31 protein-coding genes and 2 pseudogenes are annotated in these 26,648 nt (G+C 31.9%); 29 read left to right on the top strand and 4 right to left on the bottom strand.

The features are described from left to right. Nucleotides 1-66: 66 nt before the first annotated feature. From MHB61_RS13335 to MHB61_RS13325, 3 genes and pseudogenes are all read left to right on the top strand, one after another. Nucleotides 67-2,133, top strand: coding sequence for a heavy metal translocating P-type ATPase (locus MHB61_RS13335; RefSeq protein ID WP_262652340.1), 2,067 nt, complete (start codon nt 67-69; stop codon nt 2,131-2,133). Nucleotides 2,134-2,251: 118 nt separating this feature from the next. Further along, the gene (locus MHB61_RS13330; RefSeq protein ID WP_137016522.1) at nt 2,252-2,419 is read left to right on the top strand and encodes a transposase; all 168 of its coding nucleotides are present in this window, start codon (nt 2,252-2,254) and stop codon (nt 2,417-2,419) included. Beyond that, nucleotides 2,397-2,964, top strand: a pseudogene (locus tag MHB61_RS13325) (IS3 family transposase); the annotation flags it as partial. The gene MHB61_RS13330 and the pseudogene MHB61_RS13325, both read left to right, overlap by 23 nt. A gap of 123 nt (nt 2,965-3,087) precedes the next feature. Here MHB61_RS13325 and MHB61_RS13320 read toward each other — a convergent pair. Both MHB61_RS13320 and MHB61_RS13315 read right to left on the bottom strand, forming a co-directional pair. Continuing rightward, nucleotides 3,088-4,199, bottom strand: a protein-coding gene (locus tag MHB61_RS13320; RefSeq protein ID WP_137016147.1) for an IS3 family transposase whose coding sequence is annotated in 2 segments (ribosomal slippage) — nt 3,088-3,983 and nt 3,983-4,199 — 1,113 coding nt in all. Because the reading frame shifts where the segments join, the coding sequence is not laid out codon by codon here. A 151-nt stretch (nt 4,200-4,350) separates the two neighbouring features. Continuing rightward, nucleotides 4,351-4,734 (bottom strand): DDE-type integrase/transposase/recombinase, encoded by a 384-nt coding sequence (locus MHB61_RS13315; protein ID WP_046124035.1) that lies wholly within the window; start codon nt 4,732-4,734, stop codon nt 4,351-4,353. Nucleotides 4,735-5,015: 281 nt separating this feature from the next. On the opposite strand from MHB61_RS13315, the gene MHB61_RS13310 reads away from it, so the two are divergent. Both MHB61_RS13310 and MHB61_RS13305 read left to right on the top strand, forming a co-directional pair. After that, complete coding sequence (locus MHB61_RS13310) at nt 5,016-5,714, top strand: CPBP family intramembrane glutamic endopeptidase (RefSeq protein WP_021721726.1); 699 nt, start codon at nt 5,016-5,018, stop codon at nt 5,712-5,714. 367 nt (nt 5,715-6,081) lie between these two features. Further along, entirely contained in the window at nt 6,082-6,363 is a 282-nt protein-coding gene (locus MHB61_RS13305) for a hypothetical protein (protein WP_137016144.1), read from the top strand. A gap of 185 nt (nt 6,364-6,548) precedes the next feature. On the opposite strand, the gene MHB61_RS13300 is transcribed toward MHB61_RS13305, so the two are convergent. Both MHB61_RS13300 and MHB61_RS13295 read right to left on the bottom strand, forming a co-directional pair. Continuing rightward, nucleotides 6,549-7,376, bottom strand: coding sequence for a hypothetical protein (locus MHB61_RS13300; RefSeq protein ID WP_058225184.1), 828 nt, complete (start codon nt 7,374-7,376; stop codon nt 6,549-6,551). Then, on the bottom strand, nt 7,373-7,690 hold the full coding sequence (locus MHB61_RS13295) for a PadR family transcriptional regulator (protein WP_046124268.1): 318 nt from the start codon (nt 7,688-7,690) through the stop codon (nt 7,373-7,375). The genes MHB61_RS13300 and MHB61_RS13295 overlap by 4 nt, the downstream gene beginning before the upstream one ends. Before the next feature lie 193 nt (nt 7,691-7,883). Here MHB61_RS13295 and MHB61_RS13290 point away from each other — a divergent pair. The 24 genes and pseudogenes from MHB61_RS13290 to MHB61_RS13175 all read left to right on the top strand — a co-directional run. Next, a pseudogene (locus MHB61_RS13290) lies at nt 7,884-8,072 on the top strand (replication protein); the annotation flags it as partial. A 136-nt stretch (nt 8,073-8,208) separates the two neighbouring features. Further along, complete coding sequence (locus MHB61_RS13285) at nt 8,209-8,349, top strand: lactococcin family bacteriocin (protein ID WP_081041458.1); 141 nt, start codon at nt 8,209-8,211, stop codon at nt 8,347-8,349. Further along, nucleotides 8,346-8,648, top strand: coding sequence for a hypothetical protein (locus MHB61_RS13280; RefSeq protein ID WP_011834671.1), 303 nt, complete (start codon nt 8,346-8,348; stop codon nt 8,646-8,648). The genes MHB61_RS13285 and MHB61_RS13280 overlap by 4 nt, the downstream gene beginning before the upstream one ends. A 593-nt stretch (nt 8,649-9,241) precedes the next feature. Beyond that, nucleotides 9,242-9,412: a DUF805 domain-containing protein gene (locus MHB61_RS13275; protein ID WP_262652336.1), complete on the top strand. Its 171-nt coding sequence runs from the start codon at nt 9,242-9,244 to the stop codon at nt 9,410-9,412. A 14-nt stretch (nt 9,413-9,426) separates the two neighbouring features. After that, nucleotides 9,427-9,795, top strand: coding sequence for a hypothetical protein (locus MHB61_RS13270; RefSeq protein ID WP_262652334.1), 369 nt, complete (start codon nt 9,427-9,429; stop codon nt 9,793-9,795). A 100-nt stretch (nt 9,796-9,895) separates the two neighbouring features. Continuing rightward, a complete protein-coding gene (locus MHB61_RS13265) occupies nt 9,896-10,564 on the top strand; it encodes a CPBP family intramembrane glutamic endopeptidase (RefSeq protein ID WP_167593682.1) in 669 nt (222 codons plus the stop codon). A gap of 266 nt (nt 10,565-10,830) precedes the next feature. Beyond that, nucleotides 10,831-11,109 carry a hypothetical protein gene (locus MHB61_RS13260; RefSeq protein WP_137016072.1) on the top strand — a complete coding sequence of 93 codons (279 nt, stop codon included), beginning with the start codon at nt 10,831-10,833 and terminating at the stop codon, nt 11,107-11,109. Between the two features lie 671 nt (nt 11,110-11,780). After that, complete coding sequence (locus MHB61_RS13255; protein WP_137016070.1) at nt 11,781-12,182, top strand: hypothetical protein; 402 nt, start codon at nt 11,781-11,783, stop codon at nt 12,180-12,182. Continuing rightward, nucleotides 12,179-12,670 carry a hypothetical protein gene (locus MHB61_RS13250; protein ID WP_128268025.1) on the top strand — a complete coding sequence of 164 codons (492 nt, stop codon included), beginning with the start codon at nt 12,179-12,181 and terminating at the stop codon, nt 12,668-12,670. Before MHB61_RS13255 ends, MHB61_RS13250 begins: the two co-directional genes overlap by 4 nt. A gap of 14 nt (nt 12,671-12,684) precedes the next feature. Beyond that, on the top strand, nt 12,685-14,520 hold the full coding sequence (locus MHB61_RS13245) for a VirD4-like conjugal transfer protein, CD1115 family (protein WP_137016068.1): 1,836 nt from the start codon (nt 12,685-12,687) through the stop codon (nt 14,518-14,520). Nucleotides 14,521-14,534: 14 nt separating this feature from the next. Beyond that, nucleotides 14,535-14,810, top strand: a complete 276-nt coding sequence (locus tag MHB61_RS13240) for a hypothetical protein (RefSeq protein WP_032398578.1) — start codon at nt 14,535-14,537, stop codon at nt 14,808-14,810. A 97-nt stretch (nt 14,811-14,907) separates the two neighbouring features. Beyond that, complete coding sequence (locus tag MHB61_RS13235; protein ID WP_181022889.1) at nt 14,908-15,189, top strand: hypothetical protein; 282 nt, start codon at nt 14,908-14,910, stop codon at nt 15,187-15,189. Between the two features lie 25 nt (nt 15,190-15,214). Continuing rightward, complete coding sequence (locus MHB61_RS13230) at nt 15,215-15,955, top strand: hypothetical protein (RefSeq protein ID WP_012477771.1); 741 nt, start codon at nt 15,215-15,217, stop codon at nt 15,953-15,955. Between the two features lie 2 nt (nt 15,956-15,957). Next, entirely contained in the window at nt 15,958-16,326 is a 369-nt protein-coding gene (locus tag MHB61_RS13225; RefSeq protein ID WP_137016065.1) for a PrgI family mobile element protein, read from the top strand. After that, a complete protein-coding gene (locus tag MHB61_RS13220; RefSeq protein ID WP_347450171.1) occupies nt 16,268-18,655 on the top strand; it encodes a VirB4-like conjugal transfer ATPase, CD1110 family in 2,388 nt (795 codons plus the stop codon). Before MHB61_RS13225 ends, MHB61_RS13220 begins: the two co-directional genes overlap by 59 nt. A 557-nt stretch (nt 18,656-19,212) precedes the next feature. Continuing rightward, on the top strand, nt 19,213-20,517 hold the full coding sequence (locus MHB61_RS13215; protein ID WP_170959141.1) for a CHAP domain-containing protein: 1,305 nt from the start codon (nt 19,213-19,215) through the stop codon (nt 20,515-20,517). Next, entirely contained in the window at nt 20,507-21,097 is a 591-nt protein-coding gene (locus MHB61_RS13210) for a hypothetical protein (RefSeq protein ID WP_137016061.1), read from the top strand. Before MHB61_RS13215 ends, MHB61_RS13210 begins: the two co-directional genes overlap by 11 nt. Beyond that, nucleotides 21,078-21,425 carry a thioredoxin gene (locus MHB61_RS13205; protein WP_218976155.1) on the top strand — a complete coding sequence of 116 codons (348 nt, stop codon included), beginning with the start codon at nt 21,078-21,080 and terminating at the stop codon, nt 21,423-21,425. The genes MHB61_RS13210 and MHB61_RS13205 overlap by 20 nt, the downstream gene beginning before the upstream one ends. Beyond that, nucleotides 21,422-21,649, top strand: coding sequence for a hypothetical protein (locus MHB61_RS13200; RefSeq protein WP_012477778.1), 228 nt, complete (start codon nt 21,422-21,424; stop codon nt 21,647-21,649). The genes MHB61_RS13205 and MHB61_RS13200 overlap by 4 nt, the downstream gene beginning before the upstream one ends. A gap of 103 nt (nt 21,650-21,752) precedes the next feature. Next, nucleotides 21,753-22,994: a conjugal transfer protein gene (locus MHB61_RS13195; RefSeq protein ID WP_249351719.1), complete on the top strand. Its 1,242-nt coding sequence runs from the start codon at nt 21,753-21,755 to the stop codon at nt 22,992-22,994. Further along, entirely contained in the window at nt 22,981-24,216 is a 1,236-nt protein-coding gene (locus MHB61_RS13190) for an ArdC-like ssDNA-binding domain-containing protein (RefSeq protein ID WP_262652316.1), read from the top strand. Before MHB61_RS13195 ends, MHB61_RS13190 begins: the two co-directional genes overlap by 14 nt. Beyond that, nucleotides 24,213-24,503 carry a hypothetical protein gene (locus MHB61_RS13185; RefSeq protein WP_137016249.1) on the top strand — a complete coding sequence of 97 codons (291 nt, stop codon included), beginning with the start codon at nt 24,213-24,215 and terminating at the stop codon, nt 24,501-24,503. The genes MHB61_RS13190 and MHB61_RS13185 overlap by 4 nt, the downstream gene beginning before the upstream one ends. 210 nt (nt 24,504-24,713) lie before the next feature. Beyond that, nucleotides 24,714-25,082: a plasmid mobilization protein gene (locus MHB61_RS13180; protein ID WP_014011576.1), complete on the top strand. Its 369-nt coding sequence runs from the start codon at nt 24,714-24,716 to the stop codon at nt 25,080-25,082. A 4-nt stretch (nt 25,083-25,086) separates the two neighbouring features. Next, nucleotides 25,087-26,604: a relaxase/mobilization nuclease domain-containing protein gene (locus tag MHB61_RS13175; protein WP_137016247.1), complete on the top strand. Its 1,518-nt coding sequence runs from the start codon at nt 25,087-25,089 to the stop codon at nt 26,602-26,604. Nucleotides 26,605-26,648: the final 44 nt, after the last annotated feature.

Here is a 26,648-nt window from a genome sequence, read left to right as displayed (position 1 = left end):
TTGATGGTTTACAATTGTAAACTATATATAGATAGAAATTTCAAAGCATTCATTTAGGAGGAAAATATGTCAAATAAAACTCATTCGTCTAATCACGATGAAATGATGGATATGGAGCACGAAAACCATGAGATGCACAACATGCACAATATGGATAATATGCATGATATGCATGATATGGACAATATGGATATGATGAATCATGGAGGACACATGATGCATATGGGTGATATGAGTAAAAAGCTCAAAGTGGCTATCCTTCTTATGATTCCGCTTCTACTCATTTCACCAATCGCGGGCTTTACTATCCTTAAATTCCCCGGAAGTGAAATTTTGCAACTCATCCTTGGTACAATTATCTTCTTTTACTCTGGGACTCCTTTTTTTAGCGGAGCAAAAGGTGAATTAAAAAGCCGTAAGCCAGCCATGATGATGCTGATTACAATGGGAATTACCGTTGCCTATGCTTATTCTGTTTATGCCACAATCATGAGTCTTAACGGACATATGGGTATGAACTTCTGGTTTGAGCTGGCAACTTTAATTGTCATTATGCTGATTGGTCATCTGATTGAGATGAAAGCAATCATGGGTGCTGGCGATGCATTGAAAGATTTAGCAAGCCTTGTTCCCAAAAAAGCTCACTTAAAAAGTGGGAAGGATGTGGAGCTTTCAGAACTAAAAGTTGGTGATTTGCTTTTAGTGAAAGAAAATGAAAAAATACCTGCAGATGGCCTTATATTAAGTGAAGCGCTCGTTGATGAGTCAATGATTACTGGTGAAAGTCGAGCAGTCAATAAAAAAACAAATGACCTTGTTTATGGTGGTTCCCTCAATCAAAACCAACCATTTGAGATGAAAGTCACAACCCTTGGAAAAGATTCATTTCTCAATCAAGTGGCCGAGTTAGTCAAGAAAGCCCAAGCTCAAAAATCTAATTTGGAAAATATGGCAGATAGAGTGGCTGGTTACCTTTTCTATGCCGCACTTATTGTCGGTATCTTCTCATTAATTTTTTGGACAATTAGTTCCAACTTTAGTTTTGCTCTACTTCTTGCGGTTTCTGTTTTTGTAATTGCATGTCCACACGCTTTAGGTCTTGCGGTTCCACTTGTTGTTTCTCGCCTAACCAGTATTTCTGCTAAAAATGGTTTATTAATTCAAAACAGAACTTCTCTAGAAAAAATAAATACAATTAAATATGCCTTAATGGATAAAACGGGAACATTAACTGACGGTAAGTTTATTGTTCGTAATGTTATTGATTTTACTGATGAAACAGACGTTCTCCAAATCATGGCAGCACTTGAAGGAAGTTCCACTCACCCGATTGCTCAATCAATCGTTGCAGCTGCTAAATCTCTTGAAAATCTAAAAGTTGAAGCGGTTGAAAATATTCCAGGAGTTGGAATTAAAGGGCAAGTTAATCAAAACTTTTATCAAATTGTTAACTATAAATATCTTCGTGAAAATCAACTTTCTTATGATGAACAAAAGATTGCTCAATATTTAGATTTAGGTTTAACTGTATCTTTCCTAATCAATGAACAACAAGATGTTTTAGGATTTATTGCCTTAGGAGATTCTCCTAAAGCAGACGCGAAAGCCTTTATCAATGGTTTATTAGCCCAAGGAATTACCCCTGTTATGCTCACGGGTGATAATAAAGAAACTGCTCAAAAAATTGCTAGTGCACTAAATATTCCCGAATTTAGAGCGGAATTAAAACCTGAAGATAAAGCAGAAATTGTGAAAGAGTACCAAAAGAAAGCCGGCGTGCTTTTCATTGGTGATGGTGTCAATGATTCCCCAGCTCTTGCAACTGCTACGATTGGTTTTGCGATTGGAGCAGGAACTTCGGTTGCTATCAGTACCGCTGATGTCGTCCTAGTTAACTCCAATCCAAGTGACGTCTTGGATATGATTAATATCTCCAAACGCATGCTTAGAAAAATGAAACAAAACCTCTGGTTTGGAGCAGGCTATAACATTATTGCTATTCCTGTTGCAGCGGGTATTCTTTATCCATTTACAGGGATTTATATTGACCCTCTCATTGCAGCAGTCCTGATGTCAATCTCAACCGTGATTGTCTCAATCAATGCGATGGGATTGAGGTATGATAAAAAATAGAAGAGCCTATGCTCTTCTATTTTTTTCATATTCATTATAAATCTTTTATCACTTAAATATTGATGTTATCCTTAAATCTTAGAGTCACTATTGTATAATTTAGACAAAGGACAAAAACATGCAAAAACGCTACTCAAAAGAATTTAAAGAAACCCTTATCACCTTCTATCATTCTGGTCAATCCGTCACCCAGCTGTCTAAAGAATACGACGTGGCCCCTGCAACAATTTATAACTGGATAGACCTCTACTCTAAATCTAATGAAAGCTCCTGTATTTTCTTTTGATAATCTGCTTAAACAAGAATTTAACCCGAACTCCCCAAATCAAGTTTGGACAACAGATTTCACTTATATCTCTATAGGACCTAAACGACATGTTTATCTCTGTGCTATTCTTGACCTCTACTCAAGGAAATGTATTGCGTGGAAAGTAAGTGATAGGATTGTTGCCAAACTCGCCTGTGACACCTTAGAAATAGCTATAAATAAGAGGAAGCCTAAGGAACCAATTATCTTTCATTCGGACCAAGGAAGCCAATTTAAATCAGCTTCCTTTAGAAAGTTATTAGATGAGCATCAATTGCTTGCTTCTTACTCCAAGCCTGGATATCCTTATGATAATGCCGTCACTGAGGTCTTTTTCAAGTATCTTAAACAACGAGAAATTAATCGCAGAACTTATCACTCCATTCAAGAAGTTCAACTCTCTTGCTTTGAATACATCGAACAATTTTATAACAATTATAATCCTCATTCCGCCAACAATGGTTTAACTCCAAATCAGAAAGAAGAAAACTATTTTAAGAAAATATAGCTCATTTTGTGTCTAAATATTTGATATTAGTCCACTTGGACTATTATCAAATAATTAGACATAAAAAAAAGCGTTAATAATTGTTTGACGTTAAGTCAAGTTTTTAGAGTCACAAACGTAGAATTTTAATGTATTTATTTTAAGCAATTCCTTTTTCAAATTGATTAGGTGTAAGATAGCCTAAACTTTGATGGATTCGTTTTGAATTATAAAAGGCTTCAATGTACCAGAAAATACTCTGATAGGCTTCTTCAAAGTTCTTATATTTAAATTGATACACCCACTCTCTTTTTAAATGTCCATGCCAAGATTCAAGACTGGCATTATGATAAGGATACCCCTTACGACTGAAGGAGTGGGTGAGTCCAGAATTTTTTATTGTCTCTTCATACTCATGACTTGTATACTGACTTCCTTGGTCAGAATGAAGCATCACAGCTTCTGGATAGTTTTGTGATTCCAATGCCTTAATCAAAGTCCTTTGTACTAATTCTACAGTCATTCGCTTGTCTAAATCCCAAGCAATGACTTTTTTAGTGTAACGATCCATAATGGTTGAGAGATAAGCCCAGCCTTGTTGAGTCGGGATATAAGTAATATCGGTTGACCAAACCTTATTTTTCTTTGTAGGCTCATTTTGTATGAGGTTCTTTCTTTTAATGCCATCCCTAACGGAGTGTCCTGGTTTAAATTTTTTAACGACGACTGACTTGATCTGAAGTTGTTTCATTATTTTTTGTACGAGGTTTAACCCTACTTTTTCCCATTGATTTAGTAAGAGGTGCTGAATCTTAGGTGCCCCATAGATTCCCCGATTCGCCTTGAAAAGTTGGACAATCTTAATTGCCAAGTGTTGCCTCCGTGATTGAGTTTTGGAAGGACGTCGATTGATCCGTTCATAATAACTTGATTCAGGGACACCAAGAAGTTGACAACTGAGCCTGACATTGAGTGCTAAAGTTTTAATGGTTTGAGTCATATCCGCAGCACTCACTTCTTTTTCTCGGCGAATATGGTCAATACTTTTTTTAAGATGTCTCGTTCTTCCTTAACTTTTGCTAGTTGTCTTTTTAATTCTAGAAAATCAGCTTTAGAAACTGAGCTTTCATTAGACTTAGAGTAGAGGTCGATCCATTTGTAAATTGTTGCAGGAGACACGCTGTATTCTTTAGAAAGCTGTGTAACGGATTGCCCAGAATGATAGAAGTCAATAAGGGTTTCTTTAAATTCTTTTGAGTATCGTTTTTGCATATTTTTTTCCTTTGTGTAAATTATACAATAATGACTCTAAGATTTAAGGATAACATCAATGGAGCTTTGGGTACCAATTGTAAAGCAGTAAATTATTGGTTCTGTTGCAAAGTTTTAAATAAAGAATAAAATCCCTTACGGTATCTATGATTTAAGCTGGGATTCCCAATAATACCTTGATTTCAGTACAGACCGAAAACCCGAAGAGAGTGCCTTCTTTTCGGGTTTTCTTATATAATCCTCGGATGGCTTCCATGCCTTTAATCGTGGGTGAGGCAGTGCGTAAACTTCGATAGAATTTATTGCGTCTCTTTACTGGACGATGGTCTTGTTCAATCAAATTATTCAGGTATTTAATGGTACGATGTTCTGTCCCTTGATAAAAGCCGTTTTGATAGAGTAGTTTGCCATATTCTTGCACCCAACGATAAATCATAGTATGACAAACATTTATTCCACGATCATATAACAAATCCTGAACTTCACGATAGCTTAGATTGTAACGCAAATAATAACCCACAGCTACAATTATCACATCTTTTTGGAATTATGTTATTAGAATGATTGCAGCGCTTTTTGGACAAGGATATTAAGTAAAAAAATGTATTTATAAAATTCTGAAAAAAGTTGTATTTTCAAATTATTTTGAGTATACTGTTGTTATTAAATATAAAGGAGATTTTATAAATGGAAAATCAATTGAATTTTGAAGTTGTTTAAAATAAAGATCTTATGACTATTAATGGTGGTCAAAACATGAGTATGAATGATGGTATTAGCACTTGGTTTCGTGTTGTATAGAATGGTTGGAAAAAAATGATTAAAAATCATTGGATGAAAAAACTAAAATATCTTAGTTTATTCTTTTTATTATTTGCTATTTATTGGTTTCCTGATGTAATCTTAGCTTATCCAGAGGTGTACTTAAAGTCTCTCGTAGGATATGAGAGACAAGTAGTGGCTACTTGGATTTTTTTAGGGAATATGTCAATTTCTCTTTTTCTAGGAATTCTAATTTGTTATAAATTGGGATATTACAAAAATACAATATCTATTTTTAAAATAAAAAATCTTCTATTTTTACTGATTACAACAATTATTTTATTTGTTATATATTTTTTTAGCTATACCTATTACAATTCTCATTTTATAACACCTGGAATTGCTAAAACACAGGCAGCTTTTTCAATACAAATTGTATTTCCTTTTGTTCAATTTATTACTATTGCTATTTGTGCACCAATTTTTGAAGAAGCAGCTTTTCGGACAACTATATACCGTTTTTTCAAAAATGATAAAATCGCATATATTGTGTCATGTGTAGGATTTGCATGGATGCATACAGGCCCTAATCCTATCCTCATTGTTTATTTACCGATGTCAATAGTCTTAACATCTATTTATCATCGAAGAAGAGTATTAGGGGAAAGTATATTAGTTCATGGGGTGTTTAATGCTTTATTACCAATAGTTATTCCTCTTCTTCAAGTAATAACTGGGTTATATTATTTATAATATAAAAAAGCCTAATAGGTTTTTTTGAACGCTCGAAGAGCGTTTCTTCTTATTTTAAGTTTCCATTTTTAAAAAATTCCTATCTCTTAAGTATTTGCACCGTCAATAAATGAACATAAAATAAATGGGTTGGCAAAAGATGACTAAATTTTGAAGTAGCTTTACAAACCCATATTTTTCATTTTAAAAAGTCTTAAGTAGTTTATCGTAAGTAAACATTCAAAACGGATAAAAACATCACACTGAGCCTAATATAAGCCCTTCCAGGGTATTTCAACGAATACTTACGTTTTTTCAAGACTGTCGTATGATTTTTTGTAATAAGGAATACCCACGGAGCAACAAACACTTACAGGAGGAATGACGATTGAAATATTTTGTGACCGCTTTATCTCCATCAAAAAATATGGGGACAATGAATTGGCAAACGATGATATTGGGTGATTATTGTGTCAATGATTCTTACTGGGAGAAGGCAAAACGAGAATTATCAGAAGAAGTTCAATGGGTGACACAAAGTGACCTTTATAAAAAGATAAAGCGGAATCATGATTCGAACGATGAGATTATATTATCAAAACCAGTAAGTATCATTTTAGAAACGGTAAAATCAGATTTTCCTCATGCCAATGTCTGGGTTTATCAATAAAAAATTATTGGACTATGTCAAATATTTAGACACAAAATGAGATACATCTTCTTAGCCCAATGTTCTTTGATATTTTAGTGATCAGAAAATGGTCATTTTCTGATCACATAATTGGTGTGATAAAATCAGACCAAACAAAAAAACAGATTTACATTTTAAAACAATCTGTTTTTTTTGTTTCAACTTTAATCTTCATTTCTCATGATATAGTAGTAAGTTCCGACTCCACATACAATTGCAACAATAGGTCCGCCAATTATTATAACCCATAATGCCGTTGATTTTGATATTGGTTGTGTTAGTAAATCATCAAGGATCGGAATTCGACTACCAATTCCAAGTATCGCATCAATTATAATTAAGACATAAATAGTAATCAGAAATGGCATTCGTTTACGCTCAATTATGAATATTATTGTTGTGATAACTAATAAGATTAAGATAATACCAATTCCCCACCAACCCGGTATCCTAAAAGAAAGTGGTGTTTTTAAAAAAATACTCCCGATGATTAGGCTAACAAAAATTACAATACCAAAAGCATAACTAGTGTATTTTTTTATTTTATTTGTTTGATATGTTTCTTTTCCTATTAGCCAAAAAGCTGTAATTGAAAATATAAAACCAAGTGTTCCAAATATTATTAAATTACCAAGATCTAATTTCCGTGAAGGATCCACCATATTGGGAATAGTAAAGAAAAGAACATAACCAATCACGATATACCAAGCTATCTTAAAAATATCAAAAAAATGTTTGGGTAATGTTTTAAGGATCTCATCTGCCAAAGACTTTGGGTCTCTACCAAAATAGAACTCGGCAGATTCTCCATTACTTTGAGCATCGATTAAGTCATGCAACATGTCTAACAAAAGTTGTTCCACATCTTTTTCTCTGTTGAACGTTGATTTACTACGAATATAGACTAACAAATCTTCATAGTATCGTTTGTTTTCTGAGTTTAAATTTTCCCGTAGTTGATTATTTTCATTAATTAACTTATCACTGTTCATAAATCACTCCTTCTTTCATTAATTAAATCATTGACACTAAGTGAGAGTATATTCCATTTAGCGAGAAATACTTTTCGTGCTTGTTTACCAGTATCTGTTATATAGTAATATTTTCGTTGTGGCCCTTCTTTAGATGGTTCAATTTTACCAAGGATTAATCCTTTTTTTTCCATACTGGTTAGCAATGGATAAATTGTTCCTTTAGGAATATCAGCAAACCCATACTTTGAAAGTTCCTGACTGATCGCATAGCCATAATATGGTCGTTGATTAATTAAAATTAACAAACAGCCTTGTAGAATTCCTTTAAGCATTTGACTAGAAATATCTGTTTGAGACAAGTTTTACTCCTCTTCTTAACTATCTTGCATTGCATATTAGTATTATAACATAAAACACTAGTTTGTAAAGCATAATAGTTGATGTAAGTATTTTTATTTAGCATTCTATACCTCAATGTTGTGAACTAGTTCAATTATGACGTTAAGTCAATTTAAGAGTAGTCCAATTGCTAATATGCGAGAATTAAGAAGGTTTGTTAGAAATCATGGTTCAGAGCATAACTTGCCAAGTATGAAAGTTATTAATTCTGTTTTACGTTCACATACTGGATTAGTCCGATTGTATTTTGATGCTGTTTATCAAGAGCGTAAATATGGTTCTAAAATCGACGAGGAAACAGACGAAATTTTATAAATATAATTTAGTGATTCTATTTTTACAGCTAAATTAGTGAAATTATTCTTGATAATTTTTTTATTAACAATTGTTAATGATTTTTTTAATTAAAGAATTATAATCAAATCATTAACAATATCAAAGGAGTTAGAAAATGGAAATTCAAACAAATTTTCAAATTGTATCTGATGAAGAACTTTCAGAAATAGTTGGGGGTGGTTATCCTAATAATCAAAGTATGAATGATGTTCTTCATTGGCTTAATGGATGGGTGGATTGGGGTGAATTAGATTGACAAAATATATTTACCCTAATTTAAAAGATAATCAAAAATATTTATTAAAAATTATTGATGGGATTTTAACTAGCAATAATATTTCAAGCGAAGAAAAGAAGCTTTTTCTGATTGCAAAAAGCAATATTGAAAAGGGTAGAAATTTTGATCCCCAAATCAGTGAATTAATTTCTAGTTTACAGTACCTTGTTCATTCAGATGATGTGCTTGTTTTTTTTGAAGAAGCACGAAAAATAATGCAAATTAACCCAGGAACCGGTGGTTCTCCATATGGTTGGTCAAATTTTGAAAGTAAATAGTCATTTACTAAAAGCAGAGAACAAAAGAGACAGGAAACTGTCTTTTTTGTTTGCTTGGGGTCCGGGGCAAACGCCCAATTTTGGCAACTGCAGTTGCCAAAACTTTCCGCAGGAATCGTCAGACAGACCTTACCTTTATGTTAATAATGTCTAGTAAGTTATACTTTGATGCCGTTTATCAGGAACGTAAGTACGGCAGAGAGGACATAAACAAAGAGACTGGTGAGATACAAAATTAATTATAAAATGGGAAGTGGGTGCTCAAAATGAGCGCCCTTTTTTGTTGTCGGCTAGCCGACTTCTGATACATTTTTTTAAGCACAAAAACCACCCAATTTTGGAGTGGTGTGTAAGGGTTCTGTTGCAAAGTTTTACATTAAAATAGATTTTTTGGAAAACTTTGCAACAGAACCATCTTATGCATACTAGCTTTCGTTGTTACAATGCTCGTCTCATGGTTTAAGCATTAATAATGAACAAATGACTAATAAAATAGCTATTTTGGGGTTGGATGTTAGAGAATTAATCTATAGGATTCTCTTTTTATTCTTTATTTTGTTATGATTGATTTAGAAGAAGGAGGATTTTTAATTATGGAAAAAATAAATGAAGTTCCTGGGCAAGTGAGTTTTGGACGAGCATTGAAGGATTTTTTTATTGGATATATTGATTTCAAGGGAAGAACGACTCGAGCTGGATATTGGTGGATGACGTTAATTTTAATGATTATTTCATTTGTTCCAATTATTTTTTTGTCTATGTAGCAATTGGTTCTGATATGAGTATTTCAGGGAGTGCAAACGAAACTGATGTTTTGGCTTCTACGTTTGAAAGCTTTATTATTCCATTGTTTATTATGGCTATTATTGGGATATCATTATTTCTCCCAAGCCTCGCTATGGCTGTGAGACGCTATCGAGATGCTGGTTTACGAGGGCGAGGATTTTTAGTTTTATGGGGCATATCCATTGCTTCTAGTTACACAGAAACAATAAGTACCTTACAACAAAGCGGCGGAAGTGCAATATTCACATTTTTGACATACGCGATAGGGTTACTGTTCTTTATTTTGACAGTGTTACCAACTAATGCAGTTACTACAAAATCGGATAATGGCTTTATACTCTTTTTCTTACGAGCAAAATAATAATAATCTATATTTGAATTTACAAAGAATAAAAAAGGTTCTGGTATAAAAATTTCCAGTACCCTAAATTTAATCTATTAATGAAAGTTGGAAAAGAATTTTGAATTATATTAAGAAATTTTTTATTGTATTGGGGCTTGCAATACTCAGTCAAATAGGGATGGCTGTTTATGGTGGAGCAAAAGGTTTTTCTTTAGAAACCGGTGCACACAAGTTATCCTTACTAGCTGTACTCATTCTAATTATATTTATTGTGGGGAACATCTACTTATTAATGTATTTAGGTAAAAAGTTAGGTTTTTTAACGCCAAGCAAAGATTTCCTCACTAAGAAAAACATTATATACATCTTAGTGGGTACTCTAATTGCTCGGACTATCGGAATTGGTGGTACATTATTGCTTAATGCCACAGGAGTCACACAGACGGCAAATGATGAAGCGATAGGACAACTTTTTACAGGTGAAAACCCATTATTAATTATCTTACTTATTGGTATCGCAGCTCCAATAATGGAAGAAATCGTATTTAGAGGAGGAATTGTCGGCTATTTATTTAAAGACCTTCCAGTTGTTGGAATTATTGTAAGTAGTGTGCTTTTTGGGTTGATGCACTCCCCAACAAACATCATCAGTTTTCTTATTTATGGTTTAATTGGATTGACCTGTGCTATAGCTTACTTTAAGACAAGACGATTAGAAGTTAGTATAGCTATACACTTTTTAAACAACATTTTACCTGCATTGGTACTTGCTTTCGGTATATCATAGTAAATAACGTTAAGTTATGAACAAAAAGACTTGTCAAAGGTTTTTCTTGGCAAGTCTTTTTGTTCATGCTCGTTGGTCTGCTTGACGACAGAAGCAGTCCGCTTGCAAAGCGGAATTGGTATATCTATAAAAGATGTTGTTGCCTTGCAATTCTGAATTATCAGACAATTAAGATAAAGGTAATATAAAAGTAACCGCAACGGAACGGTAATGTTAATTTAGATTGATAATAAGTATATAATAGTAGTTATAGAAAGGAATAAACATTGAAAGAAAATAATTGGTATACATTTTCAGAGGGTAGTAAAAAACTAGGAAAAAGCCATTCGTATTTGTATAAAAGTATGAAAGATAGACCTGAACTATTTAAAAGTACAATGATTCAAAAACAAGGTCGAATTTGGTTAATTTCAGATGAAGGTTTGAATCATATTAAAAAGAACACAAAAAAAGAGGGCGACCGCCTAAGAACAGCAATTCTTAAAGCAGTCTACAAAACAAACTACCACTTTGTTTTTACCCCTTTCAATCTTAAAATTTTTTAAGTGCTATTAGCCTTAAAAAATTTAATGAAAATAGTCTGAATAATCAAAATATTAGTACATGCCAATTATACTATGGTATATGAAAGAAGTGGTAAGTATGAAAAAAGTAAAGAACATTTTTGGCAAACTTTCTTTGATAATACTAATACCTTATTCATTTATTCTTCTGATATGTGCTATTGCTATGTCGTTGATAACTAAATTGATACCTATGCTATTTATGTTTTTACCTGTAAGTGCATTAACAATATGTATATGGCGAAGTTGTGGCATTGATTACAGCTCACAAATTTATCAAGTGGAGTTATTTTACACCTAATGAATATCCGCAACCAATACCACATCTCTTTAATACTCGTATTTGTATAAAAGTATGAAAGATAGACCTGAACTATTTAAAAGTACAATGATTCAAAAACAAGGTCGAATTTGGTTAATTTCAGATGAAGGCTTGAATCATATTAAAAAGAATACAAAAAAAGAGGGCGACCACCTAAGAGAGGTAACTCTTAACGTGGTCTACAAAACAAACTACCACTTTGTTTTTACCTCTTTCAATCTTAACATTTTTTAAGTGCTATTAGCCTTAAAAAATTTAACGAAAATTGTCTGAATAATCAAAATATTAGTACATGCCAATTGTTATATGGTAAATGAAAGAAGTGATAGTTATGAAAAAAATACAGAATATACTAGGTAAACTTTCTTTAATAATACTAATACCTTTTTCCTTGATTTTACTAGTATGCAATATTTTTATGTCTATGCTAAAAAAATTCTTTCCTATGTTATTTACTTTTATCCCTGTCGGAGCACTGACAATATGGATATATGGGGAAGTTGTGGCATTGATTATTGCTCACAAATTTATCATGTGGAGCTATTTTACCCCTAACCAATATCCGCAACCAATACCACATCTTTTTAATTGTGGAATGACTTGGGAAGCCTTCGCAAATTGGTATTTGTTACCAATTTCCATAATTGTAATTTTAGAATTTATTTCAATTTATGGAATTTTAGTATTATCAGATATTAAAGAAATAAGCGGAAACAAGGAGGATACAAAATGAATGATGAAGAAGCGGTTAGAGCAGTTCTTGGAATTGGTAAATTCACCATTAGCAATATTTATCGGGCAGTCAAAAAAGTTATAGATGATAAAAATAGAAAACTTAGCAAACCAATATTTAATGCAAGTGAAGTTTTAAATGAAAATCTATCAGAGAATAAAGAGGCTATCAAAGCATTAGAAAAAGAATATAAACAAAATGGAGTGGATTTTAAAACACGAGAATTACCTGACGGTAAAACAGAACTCCTTTTCCATGCTAAAGATAAAAACATGATTTTAGCCACAACGGAAAAAATTATGCACGATATGCAAGAAAACCCTAAAAAATACATCAAAAAAGAGCATGTCTTGACAAAACAACCTAGAAAATCAAAAACGATGCAGGAACGTATCGCTAATGCTAAAGCAAAAGAACAACAATTGTTAAAAGCTAAAGGAGTTAATAAAGCAGTAAGTAAAGGGAAAGGAATGGACTTAGAAATGTAAGTCTGATAAATGATATGGTTAAAAAAACAAAAATAATACTTTTATCAATCTTGGCAATTTTCATAGGTGTATTTTTCAATCATTTTACTTACTATTTCCTTTTAGAAAAATCTGACGGAATTTACAAACTTATAAATTGTTTAGAAAAAGTAACAAGTTCTCCTTATTTATTTTTCAGTATTCAAACCTATCCTTTATTACTATTCTTACTGGGTTTATTTATTGGAGGTTTAATACTAATTCTTAGCTTGGGTACAGGTAAATATAGACAAGGTAAAGAGTATGGTTCAGCAACTTGGGCAACTAAAGGTCAATTGAAACCTTTTCAAGCAAAACCACCTAAAATAAAAAAAGGCGAAACACCACCGGAAGAAGATATGAATATCATTCTTTCTAAAGATATAAAAATGAGTTTACCTACTCATTCAATGCCTTTTAAATATCAACGTAATAAAAACATCTTGTTAATTGCCGGAGCAGGTGCAGGTAAGACAGAAATGTTTGTCAAACCTAACCTATCTCAATTACATTCTTCTTATGTTGTTACTGACCCTAAAGGGAAGTTACTACATGAAACAGGAAAAATGATGAGTGAACACGGATATACCATTAAATGTTTTAACGTAAATGACTTTTCCAATTCAAACAAATTTAACCCCTTTAAGTATATTCGAGATGAAGTTACTTTAAAGCGTGTTATTCAATGTATTATAGATGCGACCAATGGAGAGAACAGTAAAAAAGGCGAACCTTTTTGGGATAAGTCAGAAGAATTATTGTTGAGTTCTTTATTTTCAATGCTTTATTACAACTATAAAGATGAAGTAGAAACAAACCCTGACAAAGAAATAGAGTTACCAAAATTATATGAGGCTTCAGATTTAATCAGATTATTAAATAGAACAGATGAAGAAACACCCTCTCCCTTAGAACTGGCATTTGAAGAATTTGAAGAAGATTTTGGTTCAGATAATTACGCTGTTACACAATTTAATAGTTTCAAAAACTATAAAGGTAAAACAAGAAGTAGTGTTTTAGCAATTGCAACCGCTAGATTTTCAATGTTTGATTTAAAAGATATTCGAGAAGTTCTTGATGATGATGAGCTAGACATTGACAGTTGGATAGATAAAAAAACTATTGTTTATCTACCTATCCCTGACATGGATACAACCTTTAATTTCTTAACGACCATGATATTTGTTTTAGCTTTTAGAACACTAGAATATAAAATTGATAATATCCCACCTAAAAATGAATACTTGCACGTTCGATTTATACTAGATGAGTTCGCAAACTTAGGTAAAATACCGAACATCAAAGAAGCCTTAGCTGTTTTTCGTTCAAGAGAAATGAGTATAAATATCATTCTACAAAACCTTAATCAGCTTAGAGCGTTATATAAAGACGACTGGCAAAGTTTTGTTGGTAACTGTGATACTATCATGTATTTATCCGGTTCTACGGAGCCGGAAACGGAAAAATTCTTTTCAGAGAGAGCCGGAAAAGAAACAATAAATATGAGAAAACAAACAGAGAATAGAGGAGGTCAAGGCTCATATTCAATCAATCATGATGTTTTAGGAAGAGATTTAATCACTAAAGATGAAGTTAATCGCTTGCCACGTGATGAATGCTTGATTTCAATATCATCAATGCCAATGTACAAAGGTAAAAAATTTAAGTTTAACGGACACAAACGTTCAAGTGAATGGAGCAGAAGTTCAAATGATGAAAATTGGTTTGATTTCAAACCAGTACACAAGAAAAAAATTGTAAATGTAGTTGAAGAAGAAACTTTAAAAGATGATGAATATGTAGAAAATATTTATAGCCAATTTAATGACTAAAGGAGAAAATAATTATGAATAAACTTGAAAATTTAGTACAAGCTCACTCTAACACACTAGTATTTTTAGCAGCAAACCCCGCCCTTGACGGAATTAAGAAGTTATTGACTTGGTTCTTTGGTGCAGGCTCAATCGGTTTAATCATTGTTGGAATTGTTCAAATTGCCGAAAGTATGGCAGAAAGTAATGGAGGACAACGTACAAGAGGAATTATGCTAATTATTGGTGGCTTGTTACTTGGTGGAGCAACATTACTAGTTAATTTACTTTCAGCACCTCCGACAGCTTAATATTAAAAAAATAGCTTTCGGGTCTAAAAATTTATTTTTAGAGCGGATAAAAAGCTATTTTTTTAATACAGATAGACAAAAAAGAAATGCAAAAAATATGGAAAACTTGATAGAAGACATATCAGAAGCAAAGGGTGTCCTGATTGGAGAAATTGTTCTAGTTATTGCATGGTTTTATTATTTAGGACACTTGGATAAGTTAAATGAAAAGCTGAAAGAATACTATTCATCATCGGACGGAGCGGTTGTAAGAGCCTTTAAAATCGTTTTTTCGGAACAAAATTCGTCTATTATGGGGTATCTGTTAGGCGGACTAGTATTATTAGCTTTGCTTATTGGTGTTGTTGTTGCCATAGTTATGTTTTGTTTTAATAATTAGCAAAAGAAATTAGGAGGTTCATTTTATGGACTTATTTAAAGTTTTAGGAGGACAAGAAGCCGATTTTAACACTAATGCTTGGAAATATGTAACTGATGTACTTTCTAGTTCAACTGTTAAAGTAGGAACATATTTAATCATATTTTTCCTGATTTTTGAAATAGCAAAAATTTTTGAAGAAGCGAATAGAAATAATGAGGGAACAGTAGTACCTATCACAATGCTACAAGCAGGAGTTACCGCTTGTTTAGCAGGTGCTATGGTCGCAAGCGTTCATTTAATTTTTCCTTTTATTAATTCAATTAGTGCAGGTGCTATTTCTTTAATTAAAGATTTAGGAACGTATAATGTAATTTCTCCGTCAAGTCCGTCAGCACCGTCAATTTGGGACGGTTTAGGAAAAATTATGGCTTGGGTAATTGAGTATTTAGCAGGAACGGTAGCTAGTATCATTGTCTTAGTGGTTATAGTAATGAGGACTTTGCAAATGTACATCTATACAATACTAGCCCCTATAGCCTTTTCATCTTTCGCTTCAAGGGAATATCGCTCTATCGGTATCAGCTTTTTAAAACAATATTGTGCGGTATGTTTGCAAGGCTTTGTTATTTTAATCATTTTAGGAATATCTAATTATTTTTCAGCTCCAAACGGTAGTGGAACACTAGCAGGAGGACTTGTCGCTATTATAAAACCAATTGTTGTTGCGGTTCTAGTCTTTCAATCAGGAAGAATTGCAAAAGAAGTCGTTGGTTTAGGAGGTTAAAAATGAATTTTAATGTACGAGTATATAAAGACGGTTCAAAAATACATGCAAAAGTTTGTGGCATGACATTCAGACAATTTTTAGCACTATTGATGATATTTTTAGCTACCTGTCTATTGATGTTAAATTCTTTCATGCTACATATCAATGAGGTTTTATATAACATACCTATCTTGCTGTTATTGTTTGTTGGGTTGTTTATGTCACTATTTAAATTAAAGGGCTTGACAGGCGACAAATATTTTAAATTAAAATGGAAATATCTAACTACACCTAAAGTAAGGACATATCAAACAGAAAGGGTATTAAAATATGAACATAAAGAATTTATTCAATCAAAAAAAGTCAAAGAAACAGCCCCCTTTATCTAAGCATGAAAAGTTAAAATTGAAACGTTTGAAAACTAATGCTAATCGAGCTAAAAAAACTTCTAGTCAAAATACGTTAAAATACACTTCTCTTTTTGAAAATGGGTTGATGAATATTGTTGATGATAACTATTCTATGACCTATGAGCTGGGTTCAACTAACTATGCAACTGCGACAATTGAAACGAAACAGACCATTTTTGAAAAATACAATTCAATGATAAACACTATTTCTGACGAGGAACATTTTCAATTAACAATATTAGTATCAAAAGTTCATAGTAAAGAATATCAACAAAAAAATGAATTTGAATTACAAGGAGATGATTACGATTATTTAAGAGAAGAATTAAACCATTTAATACTCGAAAATTATCAAAATGGCTATAACAATTATCAAATAGACCGCTACATTACTATTTCAACAAAAGCCGAAAATAAGAAAAAAGCGTTAAGTAAATTAAAGAATACTGAAACGTTACTAGCAAGCTCACTAGCTCCTATCGAAGTGCCTATTAAGCAACAAACAGGTTTAGAGAGATTATCTTTATTCAACAAAATTTTAAACTATGACAAGCCTTTATATGGAAATTTTGACGATATAAAAAAATCTTGTCTAACGACAAAAGATTTAATCGCCCCTCAATCTCTGAAATTTAGTCAATCAGGTGTGGAAGTTGGCGAACGATTTAATCAGGTGCTTTATTTAAAGGAGTTTCCAATGGAATTATCGGATGGACTTTTTAAAGATTTAAGCATGTGTGGGCAAGAATTAGTGATTACAATACAAGCTGACCCTTACTCAATTATTGAAACGAGTAAACGTTTAAGAATGCAAGCAACAAGTATTGAGAGTGAAGTTATTAAACAACAAAAAATTGCTATTAAAGACGGTTATTCGCCTGATTTTATCGGACGAACAGCAAAAGAAACACAAGAAGATTTAAATGAGGTTATCAATTTAGTTCGTGAAACAGGAGATAAGCAGTTTTCATCTATCTTTTTAGTCTATATAACAGGAAAAACTAAAGAAGAAAGAACTGAAAACTCAAGAATTATTAAAGCACTTGGAGAAAAATATGGTGCAAATTTTGAAACTTTAGATTATCTACAAGAAGAAGCCTTAAATTCTGTGTTACCTATTGGAAAGAACTATACAGACTGTGAAAAGACTTTTCAACGTGATTTGATAACACCTAACTTATCTGTCAATTCGCCTTTCACAACAGTTGATATTAACCACAAAAAAGGTAAATTCTATGGTATCAACTTATTCTCTCATAACATTATTTCAATTGATAGACGAGATGAAAGTATGGACAATTCCAATGGGCTTATAACTGGCGTTTCCGGCTCTGGTAAGTCTATGACAGCTAAAAATGAAATTGTTACTACTCTCTTAAAAAACCCTAAAGATGAAGTAATAGTGTTATCTCCTGATGATGAATACAATGATTTACCTGAAAAATTGGACGGACAACTCATTAAAATAGCACCAAATACTAAACATCATATCAATATTTTAGATTTACCAAAAAAAGAAGATTTAAAAGACGGAGATGACCCAGTAGGTTTAAAATCAAGTTTTCTTGTCAGTTTATTTTCATCACTTTTTGAAACAGTATCAGAAATACAAGAAAGTATTATTGATGAAGTAACAATAGAAACTTACCAAAAACATGAAAAACCAACGCTTTTAGAATGGTACGAGGTGCTAGAAACTAAAACCTTTAACAATGAAGAAGCCTTAGATTTAACTCAAAAAATTAAAATGTATATCACTGGTTCAATGGATATTTTTTCAAAAGAAACCAATGTTGATTTAAATTCAAGATTTATCGTATATGACATTAGTCAATTGACAACTAAATTTAAACCTTTTGGCTTTATGGCACTAGAAGAAAACATTTGGCAGCGTGTGGTTAAGAACAATGCAAAAGGGATAACAACGTGGGTTTATTTTGATGAAATTCAAGTTTTACTATCCGGAAAATCAAGTGAAATAAGTCGTGAAAAATTCAAAGATATTTGGTCAAGAATACGTAAATATGGCGGAAACCCTACTGGTATTACACAGTTTATTGATACCGTCCTAGAAACACCGGAAGGGCGGTCAATGTTTTTCAATTCAGAGTTTTTAGTTCTCTTGAAACAGAAAAAATTTGCCATTGAAATAATAAAACAGCACTACAACATTACAGAACAACAAGAACAATACCTAAAAACACCTAAAAAGGGTAGTGGTCTAATTATTGCAGGTAATGCGATTGTTCCTTTTGAAAACACAATTCCTAGTAGCACAGAACTATATAAGATTATGCAAACGGACTAACGAGGTGCTTTATGGCAGGAAAGTATATTTTTAAGAATGGAGATAGATTAAAAAGAGAATTAAATAAGGTACTCAATCGCAAAGAGATTAAGAATAAGATTATCTTAAAAAAATCAAGCACGAAAGCTATCAAATTTAAAACTACAAAACCTTTAAAAGAGTTTAAATTTAACATAAAACCTATTAAAAGAACAAAGTTTAGAAAAATAAAAAAAATCACAAGAGTTGCCAATAAAGCTAAACAGATAAGCAACCCTTATGTTGTTGGTTTTTCAGAAATAAACGAAAAAGATAATAGTAGTGCAGATGAAAAGGCAGTTGGGTATACTAAAAAGACAGTAAATACTACTCGAAAGAAAGTCGCTGTTAAAACTAATAGAGCTATTTCTAAAAAACTACTCCAAACTAAATATTTTGGTAATAGTAGAACTCTTTCAAGATATTTAAGAAAAACAGACCCTAACCAAAAGTTCTTAAAAAGGAACTTTAATAGAGTTGAAAAAAAAGCAAGTCAAAAGATAGCCTTTGAAGCTGTAAAAGTAGCAAAAAATGTAGCAATGGCAAGCAAGGCAGTTGTTGGAGCAGTAGCAACAACCGTATCAGGTATTATCTCTTTTCCTTTTCTAATTGTCGGAGTGCTTGTTATTGTAATTGTCATGGTCGTTTGTGTGTTTACCGGACAAAATGATAATTGCGTAAAACCAGTTGACCCACAACACGAAGAGGTTGGAAAGCCGGCAAAAAGCATTGATGATTTCATTAAAAGTCATAAAGAAGCCTATATTCAATCATGGAAAGCAGGAGGCTTTCTACCGTCCGCAAGTATAGCTCAATCAATGGTAGAAAATGGTTTTAATTTTACAAACCCTAGTGGTACTTCCTTTTGGAAAGCACACAATATGGGGGGAGTTAAAACAAGTAAACTTTCTGATTTTCCAATAACAATTGCCACGTATGGCAAAGATAGTATTGATATAACAGGAACGAAACAAGGAACAAGCGTAGGCGATAATACAGGAGGAGCTTACACTTGGTTTAAGGATTATAACGCAGGCATAGTTGGTAAAGCAGAGTTTATGGCACATCAAACTTTGTATAAAGGAGCAATCAATAACACAAACCCACAAGCAACCTTAACAGCAATTTATATGGGAGGTTGGGCAACAGACCCTAAATATTTAAGCTCGCTTTTAAGTGCTTATAATACGTTAGGTCAAAATTATAAGTTTATTGATGATGAAGCCATTAAAAAATATGGAAAAACACCATATCAAGCAAACCATATTATACCTAATGTAATACCAAACAATGACCCACATAAAAATGATAGCAAGAATACAAACGAAGTAAATGCTGATGATAATGGTTGTGTGGTAGACCCTAACACATCTAACGGTAAAAATGGAGCACCTGTTTTAGATTTGCCTAAAGAGTATATTGGAAAACTCACTTTACCAATGCCTGACGACAAAAACTATTCAGGTAATAGTTATCCTTTTGGGCAATGTACTTGGGGAGTTTATAATCGTCTTGCTCAAATTGGAATGCCGATTGAATGGTTTAGTGGCGACAGCGGAAATGGCGGTAATTGGGGAGCAAGTGCTAAAGCTAAAGGCTATAAAGTAGAAAAAGGAAAACCACAAATTGGTTGGGGGGCTAGTGTACCGGCAGGAGTAGCAGGTTCTGACCCAGTAGCCGGTCATATAGCAGTAGTTGAATATATTAACCCTGACGGTTCTATTCTTGTAAGTGAAACAAATGTAGTAAAAGCAGGAACTGGTACACGTAGTTGGCGAGTTTTAAGTAAAGAAACAGTATCTCAAATTCTATTTATTCAAGGAAAGGCACAGCATGGAAAATAAATTTTTTAAAATATTAAGTGGTGTTTTCGGAGTAGCATTGCTTATTGCAGTAGTAGCTCTGTTTGCAACAAGCATTAGTGCGAACATGAAATTGAACGAAAAAAATAACAGTATCTCTAAATTATCTGCTGAAAATCAAAAAATTAAAAAGCAAAATGAAGAAGCACAAAAAGCAGGTCAAGGCAAAGTAGATGAACAAATAGAAAAATCAACAAAAGGTATTTTAAATGCTTTCTTGGTATATGATACAAAACACGTTACTGTTAAAGAACAACGAGATGAAGCCGGAAAATATATGACGGAAGAAGCCTTAGAACAAAACATAAAAAAAGTTGCTAAAGATTATAAAGCAAGTGTAAGTTCTGTATCAAAAATTAAAGGAAGTCCGGATATATATATTCAACCCACCAAAGATAATTTACAGAAAGTGCTTGTTGTTGTAGACCAAGAAATGGTAATTGATACTTACCCTACCGAAGCAAGTTGGCAATATGTTGGTACTTTTGATAAGAAAAAAAATATCTTTGTTGATTTCCATGTGTTAGGAGAATTAACTAAACTTGATACAAAAAATAATTAAAGGGTCAATAGTGATAGCCCTCACAGGCTTTCTGTTACTTGGTTTAAATTTTTATCGCACCGAACATAGTCAAGTGCCTATAAAAAGCATAGATAAAGACAAAATACAATTATTCTATCGTGATGACTGTCCGGACTGTAAAAAGATATTCAAACAAATTTATCTACACAACCTAATCAAACAAGATATACAGTTTATCAATCTTAAACCAATCAATAACAGACACTATATTGATGAGTACACAATTCATACTGTACCTACTTTCATTCACAAAAATAAAAGATATGCAGGTACTCAAAAAGAGAAAATAAAGGAGATTTTAAAATGAATAACCAAACCTTACAAGAAAGAAAAGAAGCATTAATTAAGCAACAAAAAGCTCTAATTAAAAAAAGAGATAACATCAATCAAGAACTTAAAGAAGTTAAAAAGAAAATCGAGGATAGCGAGAAAGACTATCTTATGGAATTTCTAAAAAATTCTAAAATGACAATTCATGAAGCGATTGAAAAACTTAAATCAAACAATGATAATCAAAATCATTATCAGTAACTAGCTTTAGATAACTAATTTAGCGTGGATCTGAAATTTTTGGTTTTTAAAATTTAAGACCAAGCGGAAGCTATCCGAGAATATAGCTATAAGGAGGTTTAAAATGAATTTAGGGACAAAAAAAAGTTACTATGTGTTTTCAAAAACGGATATTAAGAAGTTTAAAGAAGAAAATAACAAACCTTTAGAATACATTGATTTAATTAAGTTAGTTATTGATACAAACTCTGAATTGTTGAAATTATATGAACTAAACACAAAGTCAGTTGAAATATCAAAATTTAATAAAAATGATAGCCTTATTCACTCACAACTTTTGAAATTACCTTTAGAAGCTGACACCGATTTTGATAAAATACTAGTCAATTTTAACGAAACCAAACCACCCAAAATTGGAAAAGCTACTAAAGTTGATAAAGCTACAAAAGACTTGACGGTAATCAATGACAAGGCTAATTACATTGAAAGAAAAGATTTTGAAAAAATATCAATCAAAAAAATATCAATCATAGGTTTTTCATTTATGACTGTGCTTATCATTGTCATTGGTTTTGTACTTAATCAATCAATCAATCGTGGAAATTCAGAACAAGAAAAGCTATCACAAGAACTGATAATCACTCAATTAGAAACAAGCGGAAAGTATGACAAAGTTGCTCAAAAGATGAAAGATTTTAATTATCCTAAAAAAGATATTGTTAATATGTATCTTGAAAATGGACAATCTGTGAATGCACTAAAAGCCGATAAAAAAGCTTTCACAAGCGTTTTAGATAAAATCGATACAATGAACAACAAAGAGCAACAAAAAGCCTTAAACGAGCTTAAAAAGGCAAATATTACCTCTAAAAAAGAAAATACTAGTATAGACTTACGATTAGCTTTGCTTAACAAAGATATCGATTTTCTCAAAAAGAATATCAAGTCCGTTGATAGTCAAGCCTTGTCAGATAGAATTGTGAAGCTATTCATAGACGAAAAAGAATATGCTTCGGCAAATGAACAACTCAAATTCTTTGCAAACAAAGCACTAGACAAACAAGCAAAGCAAGCCGAACATGACGATAAAAAGCAAGCCCTCACAAACAAAGTGAATGAGTTGAAAAAAGCCATATCAGATACTCAAAAACAACTGGACGGAAAGAACAAACAACTTTCAGACTTGCATAAACAGCTTGATGACTTGAACAAAAATGACAAATCACCAGACAAAGGCAAACACGTTGCTGATAAAAATAAAGAGATTGACAATGCCAACAAAGACAAGAACAAAATCTCTGACATTCTGAAAGACCAACAAGGCAAAGAAAAAGAAGCACAAAAAGCAGTAGATGATTTTAAATAAAAATCACTATAAGTATGAAATGCTTCAAAAAAACGCTTGTGATTTTAAAGGACTTGCTCAAATATCAAAACAATACATTCAAGAAAACAATAAGCAAAACGAAAATCATTTATTTTCAAAAACAAAAAATGAAAGTAGGGAAAACATGGTTATTGATTTAGAAAAAGCAAAAGATAAAAACATAGAAACAACAAAACAAGGTGCTGATTCAAACATTCAAGAATTGTTAGAGAAAAAAGATACTAAAGGTTTATCTAACCTTATCAAAGAAAATATTTCAGACTACAAAAATTCAGAAATGTTTAAGAACTATCTAAAATTTGTTGCTTCTTGCCCTCACTATTCTTCAAGAAATTTGAGATTTTTACAAAAACAAAAACCTGATGTTGGTTTTGTTGGTTCTTTCGGAGCATGGAAAAATCAAGGTTACCATGTAAAAAAAGGCGAACATGGTTTAAAAGTTTTTATGCCTTGTACGAGAGATAAAAAAGATGTCAACGGAAATAAAATACTAGACAAAAACGGAAAACCAAAACAAGAAATTTACGCTTTTAAATTAGGAACAGTTTTTGAAACACACCAATTAGTTGAGTATGAAAATTTACCAAAACCAGTTGCTTATGTGCCGGACAACCCTGATGATAATCGCAAATTATTTTTCTCAATCACAAAGGCAAGTGATGTACCAATTAAGGTTTTAGAAACAGCAGAAATGTGTTCTGGGGCAAATGGTTTTTACTCCCCTACAACGAAAGAAATTTGTTTAAGTCCGGACTTAAAAGGTTATCAAAGAATTAAAACTTTATTGCATGAAATCACTCATTCAAAATTGCACAAAGAGAGTCAAGAAGTGTTCGGTTCTGAAAAATATGCTTTACAAGAATTGGAAGCAGAATCTACCGCTTTTGTCGTTGCTAATCATTTAAATATTGACACAAAAGATTATTCAATTGGCTATTTAAATTCTTGGGGCTTTGATAAAATTTCTGATGAACAATTAGAAAATGTGATGAAAAATGTTCAAGCAACCGCAAAAGAATTAATTGAAAAAATTGATATTGAATTAGAAAAATATGTTGCTCCTGTACCAAAAAAATCAATGAGAATAAAAGAAAGAATTGATAAGGCAAAAACAAAGTGTTCTGAAAAAAAACCACAAGAAACTGAACTAAAAAATGATAAACTTTCAAACAATAAAATCAAAGGAGAAAATGAATTATGATTAACTATCAAGGCGAAGATTTTACAGAAACTGAATTTTATGGACGTGAAATTTTAGAAGCCATTCAACTGACAAATAAATTTCCAACTCCAAAAAAAGTATTGGTAGAGATGTTAGAAGAAATGATACATGAACAATTAGATTTAATTGATAAAGAAGAATTAAATCATTACATTCACGCAAAAAAATATGTTCAAACTTTGACCGAAGAGGAAGTTAAAAATTTGTGTTTTGAAGTCAAAGATTTATACGAAGAGGTCTTAAAAGAATTTAAAATTAAGCTCTAATTTTTTTTCAAAAAGGGGGATTGGGGGACACCACCAAAAATAAAAATATTCGTCTGAAGCGAACAAAAATAAAATTGGAAATTTTAGATTTTGTGAGTGAAAGATGAGTTATTTTTACTGTAAGTGTGTACACACTTGCTAAGTTCACTAAAGACACTTTACCCCTTTTTTAGTGTTTTAGAGTTTACAGAAATTTATGAGGTTGACAAGATGAAAAAAATCAAAAATCGTGAGAGAAGTATTCAAAAAAAGTTCTTTGTAAACGAAAAAGAAAATGAAAGAATTAAATTGATGATGAAAAAAACTGGTATCAATAATTTTTCAACTTTTGCTAGACGAGCTTGTTGCAATAAAGAAATTTTTACACTTGATTTTTCAGAGTACAAAAATATTATTTCTGAAATTTCTTCTACAAAATCTGAACTCAAACGTATCGGAAATAATATCAATCAAATTGCTAAAAGTCTAAACGAAAATAAAAATAATCAGACAGAAAGTTTGATGTCTGATTATCAAAATCAGTTAGAAAATTTGGAAAATAAAATTCAAAAAGTCGTGCAATATATTTCGGAGGGCTAAAAAAATGACAGTAATTTATATGCCTAAAAATTCTAATGGAACGGTTCATTCTTCAAAAGATTTAAACCAACTCATTAATTATGTGATGAACCCTGAAAAAACAAATGATTTTGAATATATTTCAGGTCAAAACATTTTAAATATTCATTCGGCTTGTGATGAAATGTTAGCCACTAGAGAATTGGCAATTTTCACTGGTAAATCTCCAAAAAAAAATGAAATTTTCGGTTATCATTTTGTACAGTCTTTTTCGCCTGATGATAATTTAACTCCTGCACAAGTCCATGAAATTGGTTGTAAAACCATGAAAGAATATCTCGGTAATTCTGCTGAATTTATTATTGCTACGCATACCGATAAACCACACCTCCATAATCATATTGTCCTTAATGCAACTAACCCTTTGACTTTAAATAAATTTCATCAAAATAAAACTGATTTGGAACGATTAAAAGAAATCTCAGATAGAATTTCTAAAGAATATGGTTGTAAAATTATTGACCGTCCTGAACAAAAGTTAGGCAATTCTCACAAAAATTATTTGGTCTATCTTGCTAAAAATTCTTACCGAAAAGAAATTAAAAACAAACTTGAATTTTTAATGAACCATTCACACACTTGGGAAGATTTTAAAACAAAAGCAAGTGCCTTAAATTTAAAAGTGGACGACACCAAAAAATATACCACTTATCTTTTGGAGGGAAGCGAACAAACCAAAAAAATCAGAGATAGGAGCTTAAAAAACGATAAATTTTTAAAGGAAAATCTAAAAGAACGGATAGAAAAAAACACCATTGGTTATTCAGTTGAGGAAGTCGTGAAACTTTGGAATGACAAAGAAAGCATTCAAGAAAAAAGTCAAGAAAAAGAAATTTCAATTTTAGTAGAAGATTGGCAAATTGAGAAAGAAACTGAAAAATACTTGTACGTAACGATTGATACTGCTTTAGATAAAGAAGCGACAATAAAGATACCTGCACGCTGTGTCGATAAATTAGAAAATGGCGATTATCAAGTCTTTATCAAAAATAAAGACCGATTTTCTTATCAAGATAAGAAAAGTCCGGAAAACAATAAAATCATGTATGGAACAACTGTTGCTAAAAATCTACAACGACAAAGTGGAAATGTCCCTCTTTATTCTGACAATGCCAATATCAAACTCAAACAAGTCTTTCATGAGTTCGATTTCTTGATTAGTCAAGGACTTGGTTTTGATAGGAGTTTTGAAACCATAGGAAAGGACTTAAAAGCCACCTATCACGAAACAGAAAAGCAATTAGATAAATTAGATACAAAAATTGTGGAGTATGTCGAAAAAAATAAAAGTTTAGATTATGTAGATACCTCTATCAGAGATACAATTAAAAATCTAAAACTAGAACGTGATGATTTGAGAGATACGTTATATAAAGTCGATAAAAACATTCAATACTATCAAAAATCAGAACAGCGATTAGAAGCCTATCAAAAAAATCAAAGTCCAAAACATAAAGCACGTGATGATGATTTTGAAATTTAGTCCGTTGAAAATTCTTATGAGTAAACAATAAAACAAGTCGGATC

The sequence above is a fragment of the Lactococcus sp. FSL K6-0773 genome (assembly GCF_038006485.1).
Taxonomy (GTDB): Bacteria; Bacillota; Bacilli; order Lactobacillales; family Streptococcaceae; genus Lactococcus; species Lactococcus lactis.
This window is presented reverse-complemented; position numbering and strand designations above follow the sequence as displayed.